The organism is Hymenobacter wooponensis (assembly GCF_004745865.1).
Classification (GTDB): domain Bacteria; phylum Bacteroidota; class Bacteroidia; order Cytophagales; family Hymenobacteraceae; genus Hymenobacter; species Hymenobacter wooponensis.
In genome coordinates, this window is the sequence record NZ_SRKZ01000001.1 from 415,444 (window position 1) to 437,589 (window position 22,146).

At 55.6% G+C, this 22,146-nt stretch carries 15 protein-coding genes; all 15 read right to left on the reverse strand.

All coding sequences use genetic code 11. The features are described from left to right. Positions 1–3 precede the first annotated feature (3 nt). Positions 4–1,056: a class 1 fructose-bisphosphatase gene (fbp, locus tag EU557_RS01685; protein WP_135528687.1), complete on the reverse strand. Its 1,053-nt coding sequence runs from the start codon at positions 1,054–1,056 to the stop codon at positions 4–6. A gap of 342 nt (positions 1,057–1,398) precedes the next feature. After that, on the reverse strand, positions 1,399–1,878 hold the full coding sequence (locus EU557_RS01690) for a nuclear transport factor 2 family protein (protein ID WP_135528688.1): 480 nt from the start codon (positions 1,876–1,878) through the stop codon (positions 1,399–1,401). A gap of 20 nt (positions 1,879–1,898) precedes the next feature. After that, entirely contained in the window at positions 1,899–3,257 is a 1,359-nt protein-coding gene (locus EU557_RS01695; protein ID WP_135528689.1) for an MFS transporter, read from the reverse strand. Between the two features lie 85 nt (positions 3,258–3,342). Beyond that, positions 3,343–3,999 carry a beta/alpha barrel domain-containing protein gene (locus EU557_RS01700; protein WP_135528690.1) on the reverse strand — a complete coding sequence of 219 codons (657 nt, stop codon included), beginning with the start codon at positions 3,997–3,999 and terminating at the stop codon, positions 3,343–3,345. A 61-nt stretch (positions 4,000–4,060) separates the two neighbouring features. Further along, positions 4,061–5,071 carry a sugar kinase gene (locus tag EU557_RS01705; RefSeq protein ID WP_135528691.1) on the reverse strand — a complete coding sequence of 337 codons (1,011 nt, stop codon included), beginning with the start codon at positions 5,069–5,071 and terminating at the stop codon, positions 4,061–4,063. 147 nt (positions 5,072–5,218) lie between these two features. Further along, the gene (gene uxaC / locus EU557_RS01710; protein WP_135528692.1) at positions 5,219–6,655 is read right to left on the reverse strand and encodes a glucuronate isomerase; all 1,437 of its coding nucleotides are present in this window, start codon (positions 6,653–6,655) and stop codon (positions 5,219–5,221) included. Positions 6,656–6,929: 274 nt separating this feature from the next. Further along, on the reverse strand, positions 6,930–8,582 hold the full coding sequence (locus EU557_RS01715) for a UxaA family hydrolase (protein WP_135528693.1): 1,653 nt from the start codon (positions 8,580–8,582) through the stop codon (positions 6,930–6,932). A 105-nt stretch (positions 8,583–8,687) separates the two neighbouring features. Next, on the reverse strand, positions 8,688–10,220 hold the full coding sequence (locus tag EU557_RS01720) for a tagaturonate reductase (protein ID WP_135528694.1): 1,533 nt from the start codon (positions 10,218–10,220) through the stop codon (positions 8,688–8,690). A 10-nt stretch (positions 10,221–10,230) separates the two neighbouring features. Next, positions 10,231–12,351 carry a pectate lyase gene (pelA, locus tag EU557_RS25765; RefSeq protein WP_245326141.1) on the reverse strand — a complete coding sequence of 707 codons (2,121 nt, stop codon included), beginning with the start codon at positions 12,349–12,351 and terminating at the stop codon, positions 10,231–10,233. A gap of 16 nt (positions 12,352–12,367) precedes the next feature. Further along, positions 12,368–12,709, reverse strand: a complete 342-nt coding sequence (locus EU557_RS01735) for a cupin domain-containing protein (protein WP_135528695.1) — start codon at positions 12,707–12,709, stop codon at positions 12,368–12,370. Positions 12,710–12,788: 79 nt separating this feature from the next. Then, positions 12,789–14,639: a RagB/SusD family nutrient uptake outer membrane protein gene (locus EU557_RS01740; RefSeq protein WP_135528696.1), complete on the reverse strand. Its 1,851-nt coding sequence runs from the start codon at positions 14,637–14,639 to the stop codon at positions 12,789–12,791. 31 nt (positions 14,640–14,670) lie between these two features. After that, positions 14,671–17,922, reverse strand: coding sequence for a SusC/RagA family TonB-linked outer membrane protein (locus EU557_RS01745; RefSeq protein WP_135528697.1), 3,252 nt, complete (start codon positions 17,920–17,922; stop codon positions 14,671–14,673). A gap of 607 nt (positions 17,923–18,529) precedes the next feature. Continuing rightward, a complete protein-coding gene (locus EU557_RS01750; protein WP_135528698.1) occupies positions 18,530–20,155 on the reverse strand; it encodes a glycoside hydrolase family 43 protein in 1,626 nt (541 codons plus the stop codon). A gap of 163 nt (positions 20,156–20,318) precedes the next feature. Further along, complete coding sequence (locus EU557_RS01755) at positions 20,319–21,272, reverse strand: pectinesterase family protein (protein WP_135528699.1); 954 nt, start codon at positions 21,270–21,272, stop codon at positions 20,319–20,321. A gap of 40 nt (positions 21,273–21,312) precedes the next feature. Beyond that, positions 21,313–22,110 (reverse strand): rhamnogalacturonan acetylesterase, encoded by a 798-nt coding sequence (locus EU557_RS01760; protein ID WP_135528700.1) that lies wholly within the window; start codon positions 22,108–22,110, stop codon positions 21,313–21,315. Positions 22,111–22,146 lie beyond the last annotated feature (36 nt).

Here is a 22,146-nt window from a genome sequence, read left to right on the forward strand (position 1 = left end):
GGCCTAGCGCGTGGCGCTACTTTCCGGAACTTCGAGTTCTGGGGCAGCTTGCGCTTTATCGGCGCAGGCTAACAACCTGTTAACCAGCTCCGGCGAGCCAATATACAAGGGAGCGCGCTGATGATATTCAATTGGCACTATATCCAGTATTTTTTCTTGGCCGGCCATGGCCTCACCCCCGGCTTGCTCAATTAAGAAAGCCAGTGGATAGCCCTCATACAGCAGCCGGAGCTTGCCGTTTGGCGTTTTACGCGTGGGCGGATACAAGTAGATGCCCCCCGTAAACAGATTGCGGTGATAGTCGGCCACCAGCGAACCTACGTAGCGCCCGCTCATAGTTTGCTCCTTACACTGCATCAGGAAGTCGCGCACGTACTGGGGGTAATCGAACCAGTAGCCCTCGTTGCAGGAAAACACGTTACCCGTAGCCGGAATAGTAATGCTAGGGTGCGAGAGGAAGAATTCACCCAAGGAGTTTTCGTAGGTGAAGCCTACTACGCCGTGCCCGGTAGTGTACACAAGCATGGTGCTGGAACCGTACAAAATGTAGCCCGCCGCCACCTGCTGGCGGCCGCCCTGCAGAAAGTCTTCGCGGGTGGCCTCCTGCCCTACCGGCGTTACGCGGCGGTAGATGCTGAAGATGGTCCCGATGCTGATGTTTACGTCGATGTTAGAGGAGCCATCCAGGGGGTCGATAGCCACCACATACTTGCCCTGGCAGTTACCGGTGTGGATCATGTCGTCCTCTTCCTCCGACAGCACCGCGCAGGCTTCACCGCCATTGGTAAGGGCCCGAATGAAGCGGATATTGGCTTCAACATCGAGCTTCTGTTGGGTTTCGCCCTGCACGTTCTGCTGGCCCATGGCCCCGATAATGCTGGTCAGGCCCGCCCGGTTTACTTCCCGGTTTACAATTTTGCCAGCCAGCGCAATGTCGCGTAGCAGCTGCGAGAGCTCCCCCGTAGCATAAGCAAACTCGGCCTGATTGCGCATGATGTAGCGCTCCAGCGTAGTGCCAACGGGTTGGGCCAACGCATTCTCGCGGTTGATACTCATAACTAATTGGAAGAAATGAAAGGAAATAGCCGAGGTGCGACGGCGTTCCGGATGATTGATGGCCCCTAACCTCCACGCACATCCGTTAGCCGCCGCATTTTTGCTCGGTCTTGAGTAACTATTACAGATTGGAGTGGCCTAGGCGCAATGTATCTGCTAAAGAACGCCTTGGCGATTTGACAACTGTCCTGCTCCGTCAGGTTTTCAGCCTTAGGACCTGAAGCAAGGCTGGCTTTTTACTTCATTAAAGGCACTATCAGTCCAGCCTCACTCTACCAAATGGCACAGGAGGTGTTGTATCGGCCTATTGCTATCGCTAGGCCACTAGTAGGTTACTGGAAATTAGCTCTTGGCCTCGGGCTGTTTCTGCGACTGCCACAACACCACTTGCCAACCCTTCTTGGGGTCTTTCACCTGCACCACCACGTACTTAAGGTGAGCCAGATTAGCGGAGCCATCAGGCTTATTGGGCAGCGTAATGGTGATAGTGCCATTCACCACGGCAGCTTTACCATCGTTGTAGGCGCGCACGTTCAGGGCTTCCACGTCAATCTTTTCGTACTGGCTTTTGCCGTCGCGGATTGATTGAATGTACTCCTGCTTGTTGTTCTGGTGGCCGTTGGAGTGGGTATACACCAGGTCATCGGCAAACACTTTCTCCAGGAAGGCATAATCCTTCTTCACCTGGGCCTCAAAGCGCTGACGCTCTAACGCTTCTACTTCACCTACGGCAATTACGTCTTTCTTCGTTTTGGTTTGGGCGAAGATATAGGCGGGCATGGCTAGCAGAGCCAGCAGCAACAGCAGGGCTGATTTTTTCATAACAGGAAGAGGGAAAGGAGTTAGCGCGTAGGAGCTGCCGAGGGTTCGTCGAGGTTGATTTGCTTCATGGTGGGCGCTAGGAAGTGTATGAGCACCCAGGCCAACAGGTAAGCCCCGCCGCAAATCCAGAACATGATGAAGTACGCCTTGTCGAGCTGACCGATGCTCTCGTAGTACACAAACATGCGCTTCTGCACCAGGGCCGAGAGCAGAATACCGCCCATGCCGCCCGCCATACCGCCAATGCCAGTTACGGAGGCCACGGCCCGCTTCGGGAACATGTCGGAAACCGTAGTGAAGATGTTGGCGCTCCAGGCCTGGTGAGCAGCGGCGGCAATACCAATTACCAGTACCGCCAGCCACATATTTATCTGGCCTAGCTGCTGGGCAAACACAATCGGGAACACGCACAAAGCAATCAGCAGCATGGAGGTTTTGCGGGCTTTGAAGGCCGGCATGCCACGCTTGATGAAGTTCAGCGGAATCCAGCCGCCCCCAATGCTGCCCACGCTGGAAAGCATATACACCATGGCCACGGGCAGGGCAATATCGGTGCCTTTGAGACCGTACTGCTTGGTCAGGAAGTCGGGCAACCAGAATAGGTAGAACCACCACACCGGGTCGGTTAGGAACTTGCCTAGCACGAAGCCCCAGGTCTGGCGGAAAGTCAGAAGCTTAAACCAGGAAACTTTGGGTTGGGTCTCAATAGAGGCCGCAGCCAGATCATCTACGTCGCTGTGGATGTACTCAAATTCGGCTTTGGTGAGCTTAGCGTGCCGGGCGGGCACCTCGTAGAGCATAAACCACAGCACCAGCCACACAAACCCCAGAGCTCCCGTGATAATGAAAGCCCATTTCCAGCCCCAGGTTTCGGCAATCCACGGCACAGTAAGTGGGGCAATGATAGCACCCACGTTGGAGCCCGAGTTGAAGATACCTGTAGCCAGCGCCCGCTCTTTCTGCGGAAACCACTCGGCGGTGGTTTTGATGGCCGCCGGGAAGTTGCCGGCTTCCGTCACGCCCAAAAATCCCCGCGCAATGCTGAAGCCCAATGTGCTGCTCACCAGAGCGTGCCCAATGGCAGCCAGGCTCCACAGGAACGTGGACAGGGCATAGCCCATTTTGGTGCCCAGCTTGTCGATGATGCGTCCCACACCCAGCATACCCAGCGAGTAGGCCAGTTTAAACGCAATTTCAATGTTGGCGTAGTCGCCGGCGTTCCAGTGAAACTCGGTTTCCAGGTACGGCTTCAGCAGGGAGATAACCGCCCGGTCGAGGTAGTTAACGGTGGTGGCGAAGAATACCAGGGAACAGATCGTCCAGCGGTATTTACCGATGGAGGTGGAAGTCGCCGTCGCAGCGGGTGGGGTTTGTATCATAGAGGTCGGGCTGAAATCGGTGGGAGATACGCTAGGTGCGGAAGGACTGGCCTAGGAAGCCAAGGCACCAACCCAAATCGTGAGGCTATTTCTTTAAGGTACCAACAAACTCCAGCAGATGCGAAATCTGTTGGCTGAAGGCCTGGGTATCATCGACGTTTTTGAAAAGTTGGGAGCCCATACCTACCACATTCACGCCCGCCGCGAACCACTCGCGCAAGCTGTCTTCGGTAGGCTCCACGCCGCCCGTCACCATCAGCGGTACCGTGGGCATGGGGCCGCGCAGGCTCTTGATGAAACCAGGGCCTACCACGTTGCCGGGGAAAATCTTGACGATGGCGGCGCCTAGCTTGGTGGCTTGATACACCTCCCCCACCGTCATGGTGCCGGGCAGCCAGGGCGTGCCGTGGGTCCGGCACACCTCGGCCACTTCAGCAGTCAGGCAGGGCTGCACTACAAAGTCGGCACCGGCCTGAATAAAGCGCTCCGCATCCTCGGCAGTGTAAATGGTACCGATACCCAGCAGCATCCCGGGGCAATTTTCCTGCACGAAGGGCATCAGAGCCGAGAATACCTCAAACGCATTGGCACCGCGGTTCGTGAATTCAAATACGCGTAGGCCACCCTCGTAGCACGCCTGCAGAATGCGCTGGGCGTAGGCCACATCGGCGTGAAAAAACACCGGTACGATGGGCGTATCCAGTACGATCTGTTGAATATCAGCGGCGGAGTAACGAGGCATGAGTCAGGATTATCGGTTGCTAGGCCAGTAGAGAGTGGCCTAGGACGAAGTTCAAATTGAGTTACCGCAATAGGCGGCCTGAAGTATTGCCGGCCATAATGTGCTCCACCTCGGCGGCTGTCACTAGGTTGATGTCGCCGTGAATGGTGTGTTTCAGAGCCGAAGCGGCGGTGGCAAACGTCAGCGCCTCGGCTACGGTGGCGTACTTTTGGCTGCCGTAGATGAAGCCGGAAATAAAGGAGTCGCCGCCGCCGATGCGGTCCACTACGGGGTTGATGTCGAAGTCTTCCGTCTCGTGGAAGGTACCATCGATGTAGGCAATACCGCGAATACGCTCGTGGGAAGCACTCTGGGTGTTGCGGCGTGTAGCAATAATGCGCTTGATCTGGGGGAAACGCTGAATCAGCTGCTCGCTCATGGAAACGAAGCTGTTCTCGGCACCGGCCTCAGCCTTAATGCCAAACAAGTCTTCGGCGTCACCTTCGGTGCACACAACCATGTCGCAGCCTGCCACTAGCGGAGGCATCACGTCCTGGGCGCGCTGCCCATACTGCCACAAATTGCGGCGGTAGTTTACGTCGGCCGAAACCGTGATGCCTAGGCGGCGGGCCGCTTGAATGGCATCGGCGGTAGCTTGGGCAGCCGTGGCGGAAATGGCTGGCGTGATACCGGTCCAGTGCAGGCAGCTGGCGTCTTTCAGGATTTCATCCCAGTTAAACCATTCTGGCTGCAGGTTGGCGAAGGCCGAGTTGTAACGATCATACACAATGCGGCTGGCCCGCAACGAGGCCCCTACTTCCAGGAAATACAGGCCTAGCCGCTCACCTTTGAATACGCAGTGGCTCATATCCACTCCCAACCGCTGGAACGATTGGGCGGCGGCCTGACCTAGCTCGTTGTCGGGGAAGCAGCCGGCGTGTGCGGCCGGCATTCCCAAACGCACCAGCGAAGCCGCCACGTTAGCATCACCGCCGCCGTAGGTTATTTCCAGCGAGCTGGCCTGCGTGAGGCGGTAATTCAACGGCGGCGAGAGCCGCATCATAATCTCACCAAAGGTGACAACTTTCTTCATCTTAGGGGCTTGAAGACGCTATTAAAGCTCAATAAGGAACGTCATGTCGAGCTTGTCGAGACATCTCGCTCGTTACTAATCAGTTTACTCTGACAAAGTCAGCATGCGAGATGTCTCAACAAGCTCGACATGACGGACTTGGTAATGCTAGGCCACTTCTGCGGTTTCCGACACGCCGGCTTTCACGAAGCCGAAGTATTCCTTGGCATTGCCGTAGCAGATGTTCTGGATGATCTGGCCCAGGCCTTCGATGTCTTCGGGCAGCTCGCCGTTTTCCACATCGTTGCCGAACAGGTTGCAGAGCACGCGGCGGAAGTACTCGTGGCGTGGGTACGAGAGGAAGCTACGCGAGTCGGTGAGCATGCCCACGAAACGGCTCAGCAGGCCCATGTTGGAAAGGGCGTTGATTTGCTTCTCCATGCCGTCCTTCTGATCGAGGAACCACCAGCCGGAACCAAACTGCACCTTACCGGCCACTGAGCCGTCGTTGAAGTTGCCAATCATGGTGGCAATCAGCTCGTTGTCGGCGGGGTTCAGGTTGTAGATGATAGTCTTGGCAAGCTTATCCTGACCATCGAGGCGGTCCATGAACTTCGAGAGGGCGCGGCCCTGGGGGAAGTCACCAATGGAATCCCAGCCGGTATCGGGGCCCAGCTCGCGCAGCATGCGGGAGTTGTTGTTGCGCAGAGCGCCTAGGTGGAACTGCTGAGTCCAGCCTTTCTCCCAGTCCATCTCGGCCAGCAGTACCAGCATGGCCGACTTAAACTTCAGCACTTCTTCCTGGCTCAGATCCTCCCCGCCCCTGATTTTGGTGAAGATATCCTGCACCTCAGAGGCCGTATAATCGGCAGCGTAGATCTGCTCCAGACCGTGGTCAGAGAGGCGGCAGCCCAGAGCCGCGAAGTAGTCGTGGCGCAGGCGCAAGGCGGTTTCCAGGTCGCGGAAGGTGTTGATTTCCACGGCTGCCGACTGGCCTAGCTTATCGAGGTACTCGTTGTAAGCCACGGCGCTGTCAACGGCCATGGCTTTATCGGGCCGGAAGGTGGGCAGCACCTGCACCTCAAAGCCGCTGGCGGCCAAGGCGCGGTGGTGCTCCAGCGAGTCGGCGGGGTCGTCGGTGGTGCAGAGCGTTTCCACGTTCATCATGCGCAGCAGGTTGCGCACCGAGTACTCGGCGGTACGCAGCTTCTCGTTGCACTGGTCGTAGATGCGGCGGGCGCTATCTTTGTTCAGCAGCTCCGTGATGCCGAAGTAGCGCTTCAGCTCCAGGTGCGTCCAGTGGTACAGGGGGTTGCGCACCGTTTGGGGCACGGTTTCGGCCCATTTCTCAAACTTCTCCCAGTCAGACGCATCACCCGTAATGTAGCGCTCGGGCACACCGTTGGCTCGCATGGCGCGCCACTTGTAATGGTCACCGTAGAGCCAGATTTGGGTGATATTATCGAACTGCTTGTCCTCCGCAATTTGGTCGGGCAGCAGGTGGTTGTGGTAGTCGATGATGGGCATCTGCTTGGCATACTCGTGGTAAAGCGTGCTGGCCGTGGCCGTTTGCAGCAGAAAGTCGTCGTTGAGAAATGGCTTCATAACCAACAAAAATTAGGGGCGGAACCCGCCAGATTCGCGGGTGGGTAGAGGGTAAAGGTATCAGCTTCCAACTGGCCTAGGGTGGGTTTAGGCGGCTTTTTTAACGGAAACGATTACGGTAGGTGGGTACTTACTGGCCTAGCGATGGTAGTGTGCCGAACGGGTGTAGAGACGCGTATTCGCGTCTCTACACCAGAACAACTGGCCTAGGATGTCTCTCAGTAAACAACTTCAGCAACGGGGAGACGCAAATACGCGTCTCTACACAGTTCATTTACAGCGACACCCCACGTTTCCACGGGATAAAGTCGGTTTGGCCGTGGCGCACGGCGGCAACTTCTTCGCCGCTGGCTACCCGAATGATATAATCCAGAATCCGCTCACCAGCCTGCTCAATGGTTTCTTCCCCATCAATTACAGTTCCGGTGTTCACGTCGATGATATCGGGCATGCGCTTGGCCAGGGCCGTGTTGCTCGAAATCTTCACCACGGGCGCAATGGGGTTGCCAGTGGGTGTGCCTAGGCCAGTAGTAAAGAGAACCACCGTGGCGCCAGAGCCAACTTCTGCCGTCGTAGACTCCACGTCGTTGCCGGGGGTGCACAGCAAGTTCAGGCCGGGCTGCGTCACGGGCTCTGGATAATCAAGCACGGCTACTACTGGCGACGAGCCACCCTTACGCGCTGCTCCCGCCGATTTCATAGCGTCGGTAATTAAGCCGTCGCGGATATTACCTGGTGAAGGGTTCATGTCGAAGCCCGAACCTACGGCTACGGCGGAGTCGCCGTAGGCTTTCATTAGGGAGCTGAAACGCTCGGCCGTGGCAGTGTTTACGCTCCGGTCAACGAGTTCCTGCTCTACGCCGCACAGCTCGGGGAATTCGGCCAGTATTACGGAGCCTCCAAGGGCTACCATTAAGTCGGAAACGTGGCCTACGGCGGGGTTAGCCGAGATGCCCGAGAACCCATCGGAGCCGCCGCACTCTAGGCCTATGCACAGCTTGCTCAAGGGGGCGGGCTGGCGCTGGAGCTGGTTGGCTTGCATCAGGCCTGCGAAGGTCTGGCGCAGGGCCGTGCTCACCAGCGTTTCCTCAGTGCCCAGCTTTTGCTGCTCCAGAATAAACAAGGGCTTATTGAAGTTGGGGCTGCGCTTGTTGATTTCGTCCTGCAGCATGCTCACCTGGGCATTTTGGCAGCCCAGGCTCAGCACTGTAGCACCCGCCACGTTAGGGTGCGTGATGTAGCCAGCTAGTAGGCCACACAGCGTTTGAGCATCCTGACGGATGCCGCCGCATCCGCCCTCGTGGCTTAGGAACCGAATACCATCCACGTTCGGGAAGGGCTTTACCTTTTGCTGGTTGATTTCGGCTGAGTGTAAGTCAGTGGCCAGAATTTCTTCCACGGATTTACCGGCCTGCATCAACTCCAACAGCGCCTGCGTTTGAGGCTGGTACGACTTACGGCGGGCGTAGCCCAGGTCATTTACCAAGGCTTCTTCCAGCACCTGAATGTTGCGGTTCTCGCAGAATACCAGCGGGATAACCAGCCAGTAGTTGGAGGTACCCACGCTGCCATCGGCTCGGTGGTAGCCCATAAAGGTGCGGTCTTGCCACTTGCTCACGTCGGGAGCTTGCCACTCAGCACGGCGCTGGTGGTGCTCGTCGTAGCTGTCGGTGGCATGTTTCATGTTGGCCGTGGTCAGGAGGCCACCCACGCCAATTGCTTCGCGCGCCTTGCCTACCAGCACGCCGTACATGTGCACGGGGTCGCCGGGAGCCAGAAACTCCAGGGCTAGTTTATGCTTGGCCGGAATGCGTTCCGTAGTCGTAACGGTAACACCATCCCAGGTTACCGGAGTGCCAATAGGCAGGTCGGTGAGAGCGACCAGCACGTTATCCTGCGGATGTATTTTGGCTACCAGATGTTTCATTTCTTCAGAGTATTTTCAGTCTGTAGCAGACCGTGTTCAGGACGCAGATGTGTTGTGGGTGATAGGCCTAGCGCGTGCTTCAGTTGATTGGCTAGGCCTATTTGCCTACTCCGCCGTAGCCTTTTGCCCAACAGTTTTGTTGAGCGTTTCGGCTACGGTGGCGTGTGCTCCTTGCGTCAACAATTTTTCGAGGTAACGAGTTACCGCTGCCGCGAAACCAGGCAGTGCCGACAGGTCGTGGCCCCACAACGCTTGGTTGTGCAGCACAGTGCGCGTTAGCTCGGCAGGCTGCAAGCGGTTCCACAGGTCAGCGAAGTAATCGGCCTTCTCATCCTGGATGGGGTAGGCCTGTCCGTTGGCTTCACCATACCATACTTGCTCCTCCTGGTGGGTGCCGCGCATAAAGAGTAAGTACGCTGCAAACCCGAGGGCCATATAGTGCGGCACGGCCCCAAGCTGCTTGTAGTAGTGCAGCAAGGTAGGCACGTTGCGCATGTGCATCTTGGCCGTGTAGTTCATGGTGATGGCTAACCACCGGTGCTCAATAGCGGGGTTACGGAAGCGGTCCAGCACCTGCATCCCGAAGCGCTGCCCGGCCTTTTCATCCACGGCGTACGGAATACCCGGCAGCAGGTCAGCCAGCATGAGGTTATGAATGAACCCCGCCACGCAGTCGTCTTCCATAGCCTCGCGCACAGTGCCAAAACCCGCCAAGAAGGCTAGGCCACAACTGAGCGTGTGGGTGCCGTTCAACAGGCGCAGCTTCATCTCCCGAAACAGGTTAATGCTGGGCTGCACAATTACGCCGGCATCTACCTGCTCAAACGACAGAATCTGCTTTACCCGCTCGTCGCCCTCAATGGCCCACAGCGTGTATACTTCCGACATGGTCAGCAGCTCATCCTCGTAGCCCAGTTCTTCCGCCATTTCGGCTTGTACGCTGGCGGCTGGGCGGCCCGGCACAATGCGGTCAACCAGTGAGTTGCACACCTTATTAGCTGTTTCCAGCCAGTCGATAAACTCAGCATCGAGGTTGTTGCGGTGGGCTTGCTCCAGCAAAATAGCTTCGAGCTTGGTGCCATTGTCCGGAATCAGCTCGGCTGGCACAATCACCAGGCCCTTTTCCTTGTCGCCGCCAAACGCTTGGAAGCGGGCATGCAGGAAAGCTAGCAACTTGCCGGGGAAGGAGGTCGGCGGGCTCTGGGTCACGTCGTCGGCTACCAGCTGAATACCTACTTCGGTGGTGTTGGAAATGACCACCTGCAGATCGGGGTTGGCAGCGCAGGCCAGAATTTCGGCCCACTGGCTTTTGGCCGACAGCACCCGGCTGATAGCCGAGCACACCACGTTTTCCTCAATCTCGCGGCCATCTTCAATGCCCCGGATACCGAGCGTGTAAAGCCCATCCTGGCGAGTGAAGGCGTCGATGTCGCCGCCATCCGTGCTTTTCACCACCACAATACGGCCATTGAAAACGCCTTGGCGGTTGGCCTTGTCGATGAGGTAATCGGGCAGGCCGCGCAGCAGCACGCCCGTACCAAATTGCAGGACTTTCTCGGGCAGCTCAAACAGCTCCGGAGTTGGCAATGCGGCGGCCGAAGTGGCCTGCAGTACGAATTCTTTTGATAAGTGTGGCATAGCCAAAATCCTAGAGTTTGCTTCCCTCTTGTTTCGTTGCGTTGGCGGCCCATTTCTGCTGCCACTTGGGGTATTCCCGCTGCAGTAGTTTCTCGGGCCAAGTGCCGGCGTACAGGTAGCCCGCGCGGCGCTCATTTTCTATTTCGCTTAGTGCATAGTGCACTTTGCTGTCGCGCCCCACGTAAATGGGGCGGTTAGTTTCCAGCTCGTAGAACCGTGCCCACAACGTGGCACCCGGCTCCGCTACTATTACCCGGTCGCGGCCAGTGGGCTGGTTGGGGTCTTTGATTTCCTTCATGGCCTGATTCGGTAGTTTCACCTTTTCAAACCAGGCTATTGCACTGGTAATAGCCTTTCTCACCTCTGGCGAAGGGTTCTCAATGCCCATCAAAAACTCTACGATGGCTGCCGACTCATCTCCGCTTAGCGAAGCCAGCTCGAAGGCGCGAGCTTTGGCCGGCTGCAGCGTTTTTTCATCGTACTGTGCGCACCAGGCGGTCAGCTGGCCTTTCTGCACATATTGCGTTTTGAGGATGCAGGAAATTCCTCGCTCCACCGCCTCTTTCGCCAGGGGAACTAGAGCTGGGTCTACCGCCGCAAAATCACCCTGCTGCCCGGCCACGGCCCGTAATACTAGCAACGCCCGAATCATGGCGTTGTCGTTGTAAGTAATCTGGTGCCGGTAGTTGCTGAAGTCGGGGTAGAACTGCGGGAAGCCGCCGTTGGCGTACTGCATTTTCAGCAGGTACAGGATGCCTCGCTCGGCCGCCTCTTTGTAGGCCACTTTGTTGCTGGCTTTATAGGCCTTCAACAGGTAGGTAATTTCCCGAGTGGTTGCGTTGTTGTCGATGGTAGCATCGGTGCGACCAGCATCAGCCAGGGAAGCGGCGCGCAGTGCTGCCGAAAGCGGCTTGCTGTAGTCTACCTTAGCCTCCTTCACGGCTTTAGGCCACCCGCCCACGCTACGCTGGTAAACCAGCATTTTCTCGGCCACGCTATCCACCTGGTCGGTGCGTAAGTTTACCGCCGTAGGCAGCACTGAGTTGGTATTCTGCGGGTTGGATGGCGGCAGCGCTACCGTAGCCTTCTTACCAGACACAGGGTACCACCGGCCGCCGTAGGTCCAGTCAGCAGTTATCTTCTTGGCTTTGGGCGCTCCTTCGGCGGTTTTCAGATTGTCCTGGTGCCAGGTGTAGTCGCCGCCCTGGCGGTGGCAATTCTGGTAGTACACACGGCGGCCCCACTGCTTTGCGCCGGGGCCGGAGGTGGCCCAATAGATATCTGCATCGGCCATGTTCTGGGCAAACTTGCAGTCGATAAGGTAGAACTGTGCTTCGCGGTGAAAGCGACCCAGCTTGAAGTTGTCGTCACCCTCGAAGGTGCAGTTCTTCAGCACCGTTTTCTCGTCCTTATTGCCGGAGCCATCGTGCCAGATGGCGGCATTGGGGTTGTGGCAAATGAAGCGGCAGTTTTCGGCGTAAGCCCAGCCCCGGGGGCAGTAGAAATCTACCCCGCCTTCCATGGTGCAATCCTTGAAATAGTAGAGGCCCGCATCCACATCCCAGGGGCTCACGGTGTCGCCACCCAGGGCCCGGAATGTGCAGTGCTTCACCGTTAGGCGAGTAGTACCGGGCATCGTGCGCAGGGCCATTTGGTGCCCATTTTTACCGATGGTTCGTTTGCCGCTGGGGTCGGTGGCGCAGTCTACCGTCACGTCGCCTTTGGCATCGAAGCCGTAGCTGTTAATAACGGTGAGGTTCTCCAGGGTGATGTCGGGCGAGTTGCGCATGTTGAGTGTAGCCACTCCCCAGTCATCCTGGCCGGCTACGGGGTCACAACGCCACTCGTCGCGGGCTTGCGGGTAGGTTAGCACCACGCCCTTTTCGCTCTGCCCTCTAAGGATGATATTCTGCTTGCCATCCACGAATACCTTCTCGCGGTAGGTGCCATTCTTGATGTACACCGTGCGCGACTTAGCGGCTTCGTTGGGAAGGCTGTTCAGGGCGGCCTGGATGGTCCGGAACTGCCCCGAACCATCCGCCGCCACCGTCACCTGTTGGGCACGGGCCGATTCTATTCCCATTTCCCCAACCCCCACCAACAGGAGCAGTAGTTTCAATATGTGTTTCATAGCGCACTGCACAGGCCTACACAAAGTCTTCCCGCATCGGGCTAAAAGAATCAAGCAATACCCCGGCTTCCTCGCACACCACGCCGTGCCACACGTTGGATGGGGCCTGAAAGCCCTCTCCCGCCCTGAGCACGCGCTCCTCCTCCCCTACTAGGCAGCGGAATACACCGCTCTCCACGTAAGTAATTTGGGCGTGCACGTGGCGGTGCGGCGCGCCTACGGCACCAGCTTCAAACGCCACTTTAACCAGCATCAGATCGGGCCCGTAGGCCAGTATGGTGCGGCGCACTCCTTCTCCTACTGTCTCCCACTGCTGGGTTTCGTTTGTGAGGAAATGCTGATCAGCGAAAGCGGCCATTTTGCGGGGAAAGAAGGTGTAGTGCTGAGTGAAGTGAAGTACCAGGATTTTCTCCTGGCACCCCTCATGTAGTCTCCTGTTAGTACCCTGAGTTTTGCACCAAAGCAGGGTCAGAAGCTAGTGTGCTCTGCGGAATTGGCAGTAGCTCTTTGCCTAGGCCAGGCACGTATTCAGCGGCTAAGCCCGCGCCAGTGCTGGCGGCAGTGGTTGTACCTAAAGTGTAGGAAGTACCAGCCGGCCGAAGGTTCGCGAGATAAGCGGCATCAATTGCCTGACGCCAGTTTACACGTACAGTACCCGCAGGAGCAGTAGTGTTGCTGGGTGACGGACGATAGAACGAACGCGTCCATTGTACTTCACCAGCAGCTGGCGTTTTGTAATACATGTACTGAGGTACATTCTGATAAGGAGCCTGATTTTTGGCCAGCTTCTCAATATCAGCCTTCACCTCGGCAATTTTGGTAGCAAACAGGTTCCAGCGAATCAGGTCATACTTGCGGATGCCTTCACCACCAAACTCCAGGTAACGCTCATTCACGATGGCGTTGAACATGGTTTCCTTAGAGGTCAGATTCAAACCCGCCGCCGCTTTGGTTGCATTGCGAAAAGCACGAGTGCGTACTTGCAGCAAAGCGTCTTTTGCGGCTTGCGTAGGACCATTCAACTCATTTTCAGCTTCTGCAAACATGAGAACTACGTCAGCGAAGCGGATGATAGGCCAGTTGTAGCCTAGGTAGTTAGTAGAACCCGTTACCAATGGCACGTGCCAGTCGCGGCGGAATTTGCCATCCGTTACCACGTTCAGCGCTACCCCCGAAAAGAAGGTGCTGGTGCTGGCCATACCATAGGGCGTCAGGGTCACATCACGGCGAGTATCGGTTGAGTCGAACGCGTAGAAGTACGTGGGGGCAGCAACCATGGCCCCTTGGGTTAAGCCGTAAGCACTAGCGGCGTTTTGCAAACGCGGACCATTGTAATAGCCTTGCTTGCTGTCAGAAGCCGCCGTGGACCCGCCCGCGCCTACCTGAAACAAAATTTCATTGGCAGCATCGGGGCGCTGCTGGTTAATGCTCTGGAATACTTCTAGGAACGTGGTGTTTAGCTTGTGCTCGTTAGGACGCGCCATCAGTTCAGCGCACTCCTGGCGGGCAATACGGTAATAGTCAAGATAATCAGCAGGGCGTACCATCTGCGTTCCTTTCAGGGAGTAGCCACCCCGATAGAGTGCCAACCGGGCACGCAACGCTTTCACGGCGCCTTTAGTAATCCGCTCATTGGCAGTACCGGCTGCCGAGCGCCAAGGCACTAATTTTTGAGCCTCACCTAAATCACTGATGAGACGCTTAAGCGTTTCATTTCGGTCGGCATTAGGCAAATTGAAATTCTGCCCCGAAACAGATGGTGTGAATTGAGCCGGCACATCGCCCCAATTGCGAATCAGCTCGAACAGGTACTGAGCGCGCAGAGTTAAGGCTTCGCCGTGCAACCGGTGCAGTGCGGCTGTATCAGCGGCACTGCCACTAGTGTAAAGCGTCATCTGCGGAATTTGCTGAATGCAAATGTTGGCCCGCTCTACGCCCTGGTACAACTGGTTCCAGGGGTTAGTGATTTCCGTGTTAGTGGCCAGTGCTTTATAACGAGCAATGCTGCGACGCTGTCCGTCTGGGGCACCCGGCGAGCCAATCATCTCGTCTGTATCCACAGAGTAGTACAGGCTAACGCGCTGACCATAGCCATTATCGCCTGAAAGAGGGTCGTAGGCCCCGATAACAGCGGTTGTTGCACCAGCTACGGTACTGAAAACATAGGAAGTAGTGTTGAGGGCAACTGGCTCTACTTCCAGAAAGTCTTTGCAGGAAGATACCAATCCGGCAGTTCCGGTTAACGCTACAGCGGCAGCTATGGCCCGGAAGGGGAATAAGGATTTCATATTGCTGAAGTGGGAAAGCAGTGGGTGGGAATTACAGGGCCAAGTTCACTCCGAACAAGAAGGCGCGGCTACGTGGGTAGGCGGCATAATCAACACCAGGCGTAAGTGGCGATGAGCGGCGGGTGTTTACCTCTGGGTCGTAGCCGGTGTACTTGGTGAAGGTGTACAGATTGTTCAGAGTCACGTAGAAGCGAACCTGGTTCATCTTCACGTGCTGAATCAGCGTTTTGGGCAGTGAGTAGCCTACCGTAATGTTGTTAACGCGGAGGAAAGAGCCATTTTCCACGGCCCATGAGTGTAGGAAGTAGCGTTGGGTAGGCGTCCAGATCTTGGCATTCTGGTTTACTTCCCGTAGCGTGTTGAGGTCGGTTATCCGGGTACCATCGGAGTTAATAGTGCGGTACCGGTCTTCCATTACACCAAGCAGATTGCTGAACACCGTGTTGGGCGTGTTCGTGGTAAACTCAATCTTGTTGGCGTTGTACACATCGTTGCCCAACACAAAGTTGAGGAAGATGCTGGCGTCGAAGTTTTTGTAGGTGAATTGCTGGTTTAAGCCGCCCGTCACTTTGGGGTTGGCGTTGCCGATTACCGTTTGGTCCAGGTCGTTTACGGTACCATCACCATTTAAATCCTTTAGCTTAATCACACCCGGCTGAGCCACTTGGCCTACCGCAGTACCAGAGGGTAGCAACCCAGCTTTTGGAATCCATAGGTTTGTGGCCGTATTGAACCCCTCGAAGTCGTCAGCGGTGTAGAAACCATCGGTCACGTAACCGTACATCTCCCCTACTGGCCGGCCTACAACGGCTTTGTAATCAGCTGCAGAAGCGAAGTTAGAACCTGCCCAGCCAGAGTTGATACCAGAAATTTCTTTCAAGTCTCCTCCCAAACTTTCAATGCGCCCACGGTTCATAGAAGCGTTGGCAGTGGCGGTCCAGGTAAAGTCAGGCTTGTTGAAAATGGTGCCTGTCAATTGCAGTTCAATACCTTTATTAGAGGTCTTACCTACGTTCTGGAGCTGACTGGTATATCCCAAGAAGGGCGGAATGGGGACGTTGATCAGCAGATCTGAGGTAGTGTTATAGTACACATCACCCGTGAACTGCACCCGGTTGTCCCATAAAGCTAAATCGATACCGATGTCTCGGGAGGTAGTTACTTCCCACTTCAGTTTATCATTAGACAATGTAGTGGCCGAAGCACCTAGCACAGGGCTGTGGTTGAGGTAATACGGCGCATTACCAGCTTCAAATAGTTGGTCATACTGGAAGTCGCCGATGCGGTTGTTTCCGGCTTGACCGTAGCTCAGACGCAGTTTTAGGTCTGATACAGCAGGCACTCCTGTAAAGAAGTTTTCTTTAGAAATACGCCACGCAACGGAAGCGCCAGGGAAGTAAGCCCATTTGTTACCAGCTTTAAACTTCGACGATCCGTCAGCGCGGAAAGTACCGGTAAAGAGATACCGGTCGTCGTATGAATATGTTAGACGGCTGAAGCCAGAGAGCAAGGTATAGTCTTGCGGAATACCAGTACGGGGCAACACTGGCTGGGCCGTGACTCCGGTTGGTAGTACCCCCTGGTTGATGTTAGCCCAAGCCCGCTCAGCGGTGATGTCTAGGGGCAGGAAGTTTGTCTGGATATACTGCAGTCTGTTACGCTGCTGGTAGGTCTCTTCCCCCACCAACAATCCAATCATATGCTTATCCTTCGTGAGGCTGTAATCCAACACGTTGGAGTTATTAAGCGTAACCTGATTGCCCGTGGTAATGGTAGCAAACGGCAGCTCATTATACCCACCTGCAGGCTGGCGGATGGTTGGTGAGAACCGCCCGTTAAACGTGTTTACCTCCGTGTTGGTGATATCGAAGCCAGCAGTAGAACGGAACACTAGGCCTTTCGCCAAATCCAGCGCTAAGTTGGCACCAACGTTAAAGGTGCGGCGCTTATCGTCCCGGAATTCGTTGTCAATGGCAACGAGGGGATTGATGAGCGAAGAGGTAGTGAAAAATTCTGGGTCGAAGATGTTAGGATCAATCAGCACACCAGTGCTTCTCGGTACCGATAAGGGCAAATACTGTACTGCGTTCCGTAAGCGGGAAGTAGTATTGGAACCGGAGCTTGAAGTACCTGCTCCTTTGGCCGTCTGGTCGTTGAAACGCACGTTTAAGCCAATGCGGAGCTTCTCTAACGGCTTGGTGTCAAACCGGAAGTTGACCAAGTTGCGGCTGTAGCCAGATGCACGCTGAATGCCATCTTCGTCATTACGAGTCAGACTTAGGGAATAGGTTGTTCCCTTCACGCCTCCTGATACCGACAAGTTGTGGGTTTGCTGGAAAGCATCGCGGCCAAAAGCTTCATCCTGCCAATCCAGGAAGGGGGAATTACGTGCCCGATTGAGCGTATCACTCAGGTAGTTAGAGCTACCAAACAGCTTCCTGTAGGCATCTAGGCCAGTAGTTCCTACCTGCTGGGAGCGCTCAAACTGGTAATCCAGGTATTCGGCGGGGCCTAGCACGTCAAGCTTCTTGCTGATGCGACGGAAGCCCGCAAAGCCGTTGTAGCTGATAACCGTTTTACCCTCAATACCTTTTTTGGTAGTTATAATAACTACCCCGTTGGCACCACGAGCACCATAAATAGCTGTAGCCGAGGCATCCTTCAGCACATCGACGGAAGCAATATCCTGCGGCGCAATTACGGCCAGCGCATTATCTATTTGTATGCCGTCAACTACGTAAAGCGGAGAGTTGTCTTGAGTAATCGACCCTCCACCCCGCACCCTAACACGTACGTCTTGGTTACCAGGAGTTCCTTCAGAAGAGGTTAGCTGCACGCCAGCCAAGCGCCCAGTAAGGGCTTCGGCAGCGGAGTTAACGGGAATGTCTTTGATCTGCTGGGCGCCTACCGACGATACTGAACCCGTTACGTCGCGGCGTTGTACGGCCTGGTAGCCGATAACGACTACGTCGTCCAGGGTTTTAGTATCCTCTTTTAGCGTAACGTTGATGTCGGTTTTGGTGCCCACGGCCACCTCAAAGGGCAGAAAGCCAATGTAGCTAAACCGCAGGGTGGCATTGGCGGGTACGGCCAAGTTAAAGCGGCCATCGGCGTCGGTGGAGGCGCCGGCGGTGGTACCCTGCACAACCACGGTCACGCCGGGCAGAGGCTCGCCCTTTTCCGACTTAACGATACCCTGAACGCGCTGTTGTTGTTGCTGTGCCCAGGCTGGTGCTACAGCACATGCCAACAGGGGCGTTAGCAACAGTAATTTTCTTTTCATGACAGTGGTGTGGGAATTGGTATGGGATGAGAGCTTCAGCAGGCTTACCAGATTAAGCACCGTCCGCTGAGCGGGTGAGCGCCTCCTCACTTACTATCCCACTGCCGAGTGAACAGTTCTGCGTTGGGATATTTCAAGAAGCCACCTAGCATCGTTACTGAGGCCAACTGATTGCTACTAGCTTTTTGGATTGTGGGCTAGAGTATCAGTTCATTAAGTTTAGCCCTACCCTAAGAGAATGGGAAGAAGAACCCCAGATTTATTTCTGCAATCGATGTCGGGAACGTTCCCATTACCTGGTTTTCTTGGTTTACAGCTTATTTTACTACTTCAATAGGAAGAAGCCACTATTTTCTTGACTTCGGCAACTCAGCAGCCTGCCACTATTATAGAATTGCATTTTTCCCACCTAACAGCTGTTAGCGACAGGTGTATAAGTGTTACTGAACTTGCTGACATTCTAATCTTGCCCTTCCACTCAACTAATACTATCATCCCACGAGTACAGTACATTGCAGAAGGCGAGTTAACTTCTAAACACGAAAAAGAGCCTTACTACCATGGGTAATAAGGCTCGCTTAGTAAATAAGCACTTACATTCCGGCTGTTACTCTACCCTGAACCAGTCAAAGTCAGCTGCACCGGCATCATTAGTTTGCCCCAGACGGGTACAGAACAGGCCTAGCTTCGCGCCAATCCACTTTCCTTCGCGGGCGGTGAATACTGGGCCTACAGGGCGGAACTGTTGCCCGTCGAGGCTGTAACTGAACTGGCACTTGGCTTCTGGCTGAACGTTCACGCGCAGATAAATGGGTTGCTTGGCTGGTATCTCTACCTGCGCTGAGCTGACTTCCGGACTTAGCTTGTCGGCATTCTGGCACGTCGTCTGGCCTAGGAGCAGCTTCCCACCCTGATTGGTTACGGAGAGGTAGGCATAATCCAGGCCCATCATGATTAGACCAGCTTTTTCACCTTCGAAACGCGGAGTAAAGGTAAACTTTGTAGTTGCGGTGAACTTGTCGGCGGGAAGCTTCTGCAGCAGCAGGTTTGACACTTGCCAGAAGTTCTTGAAGCCCTCTGGCAGCGGCACTGAGTATAACCGCAAAAAGCCCTCATTGCCGTTCAGGAAGGCCCAACCAACTCCAGGGTTGGCATGCCACTGCCACTGCAGGCCTAGAGTGTTCGTGTTGAACTCGTCGGAAGTGGGGGGCGTGGCAATGGGCTGGGCTTTGCCGGCGGGCTTGCGGTAGGTGAGCACCGGCTGCCCTTTGCCGTCCCCGTCGGGGTCTTCGCCAATGATAGGCCAGTCGTTTTTCCAGGCCATGGGCTGCAGGTGTACCACGCGGCCATAAGCGCCCTGGTCCTGAAAGTGCAGAAACCAATCTTCCTTACCGCCGGGCGTGTCTATCCAGGCGCCTTGGTGAGGGCCGTTCACGGGCGTTTTGCCCTGATCCATCACAATGCGGTCTTCGTAGGGGCCGAATACGTTTTTGGAGCGCATCACCACCTGCCAGCCGGTGGGTACGCCGCCGCCGGGCGCGAAGATGTAGTAGTAGCCGTGGCGCTTGTAGAACTTAGGTCCTTCAATGGTGGGGTGCTTGTCATGGCCATCAAACACCAGCACTTCATCACCCAGCAGGCCTAGGCCGTCGGGGCGCATGCGACTCACAGCTAGCACACTCTTGAAACCCGCCCGGGAGCCCGCGAAGCCGTGCACGAGGTAGGCCTTGCCGTCCTCATCCCAAAGCGGGCAGGGGTCAATCCAGCCCTTGGCCTCCTTAATGCACACGGGCGCCGACCACGGCCCGGCCGGGTTCTTGGCCGTGGTTACGAAAATGCCCAGGTCGGGGTCGGGGTAAAAGATGTGGAACAGCTTGTTGTGGTACCGAATGGCAGGTGCCCATACGCCGTTGCCGTGCTGCACCGTAGCATAGCGCGCTGCCGGAGGCTGCTGGGTAAATACTGCGCCAATCAGCGACCAGTTCACTAAATCCTTGGAATGCAGTATCTGGAGGCCCGGCACCGCATTGAAACTCGATGAGGTGAGGTAGTAATCGTCGCCCACGCGTACCACATCAGGGTCAGAGTAATCGGCGTAGAGCACTGGGTTCTTGTACATCCCATTGCCCAGATCCGGCACCCACACTTTGGAAATGGCGGAAGTTTGCGCAGCTACCTTTAGCGGCTGTAGGCCAGTTAGAGCGAGAAGTAACAGCAGTGAAAAACGCATCATAGGCAATTGAGCAAGCAACTGTATTAGTGATAGATAGAACTCTCATTCCGAACATGTGGCGCATTAAGCCAGAAAAAGGAATATGATGAGTGGCCTAGAGGCTACCCCAGATTCTTCACTGCTTTCGGAATGACAACAGACGTTGGCATTGTGCTGAATGCCGCTACTCTTTAGTGGGATTCCAGTTGCGGAACACTTTGTCGAGGGTGTATTCCTGAGCTTGCTGATCGGTTAGTTGCTTGGACCAGGATACCCGGCGCGGGGGCTGGAAACCTTTGCCGCGGTTCTTATACTCGGCGTAGGAGGCGGTTTGCTTGTTGCTTTCCTTTTCCCAATGGTCCCACCCTTCCGGGCGAATTTGCTCGCCTAGCTCGCACTGCATGAACACGGTTTTGGCATATGGCCGCCAGGGGCGGCCTAGCACGAAGCTACCCGCGGGCGCATCACCCGTGATTTTGCAGTTGCGGAACACGTAACCATAGCGCGTGCTATCGGGCGTGGAGGCCGCCGTAACGTAGCCCCCACCCTTTTTGCAGAAGATGGTGCAGCCCTCAAACCACGCCGTGCTTGAGCCAAAGATAAAATCAACAGTACCCTCAATGTAGCAGTCTTGGTAGTACTGGCGGCTACCGTAGCCGTAGGTATAGAGCGTGTCCTGAAAGCCTAGGAAGCGGCAGTTTTTGAAACGGGCTTTGTCGCCGGCCACCCACACTGCCACGGCCTGGCCTACCGGGCCTGAGGAGTTCTGGAAGGTGATATTCTCAGCTGAAAAATCGGAGCCGTAGATGTAGATGCTGGAGGAGCCAGAGGTGCCTTTGTCTTCCCCAAAGATGTTCTTCTTCTGGTTGTAGTCGTCGTAGGTGAGGATGGTATTCTTGAGGTCCTCCCCTATCAGCTTCACTAAGTTCTTGGAGCCGGCCAGAATCAGCTTCTCCTTATAGGTGCCTCTCTTGATGAAAATGGTGGTGACTTTCTTGCGAAAATCGGGCACCGCATTGAAAGCTTCCTGCACGGTTTTATAGTTGCCGCTGCCATCTTGGGCCACTACAAAATCGTAGGCCACTGCCCGGCCAATTAGCAGCCAGCTTAGGCATAGGAACGCAATCAGTTGTTTCATGCTCTTGAGTGGGATGAATAGAACGGAGGTTGCAACTGGCCTAGCGAGCCTGCGGATCAACGGTGGTCTTGACCTCGCGCTTTACAACGCGGTCTGCCAACTCCAGCTTCAGGCTGCAGATGTCAGCCAGCACGAGCTGCGCCATTTTGCGGGCACCCAGCTCATTGAAATGGGTGTTGTCATCGCGGCCATCGGGGTAATTGGGGTGCTCGCCGGGGGCCAGCTGGTTGAACAGCAACCGCGAATTCTCCACGCCAAACTGCTGCAGCACGGCCTGGCTTTCGGCATCAAGATCGATCAGTGGGACTTGCTGTTGCTTTGCTACCTCGCGCACGATGCCGGAATACACGGTGTGGGTGCCTTCTACCTTACCAGCCGCGTCGAATTTGCGGCGGGCCACGGGCGTAATCAGTACTGGCGTAGCCTTCTTGGCGCGCGTTTCGGTTATAAACCGCACCAGGTTAGCCCGGAAATCGGCTTCAGGAGTGTAGCTCAGTTTGGTGGGCACTTCATCATTATGCCCAAACTGAATGAACACATAGTCGCCGGGGCGGAGGGCTGCCGCTACGGGTTGCCAGCGGTTTTCGGTTAGGAACGTTTTGGTGCTGCGTCCGTTCTGGGCGCGGTTATCCACCGTCACCGTCTCGTCGAAGAAGTACTTAAATGGCGTGCCCCACCCTGTTTCCGGAAAGGCCTTTTCCTGTTTATCCGCCATGGTAGAATCACCTACCAAATACACTTTTATGGAAGTGGGCTGACTAATGGTAAATGCCATCAGAGCCATTATGGCCACTAGGCCTAGCCCCCAAATTTTCTTCGACAAGAAGCGAACAGCCATAGCGTACGTAGCAATACAGATGTGAGGAATGCGAGC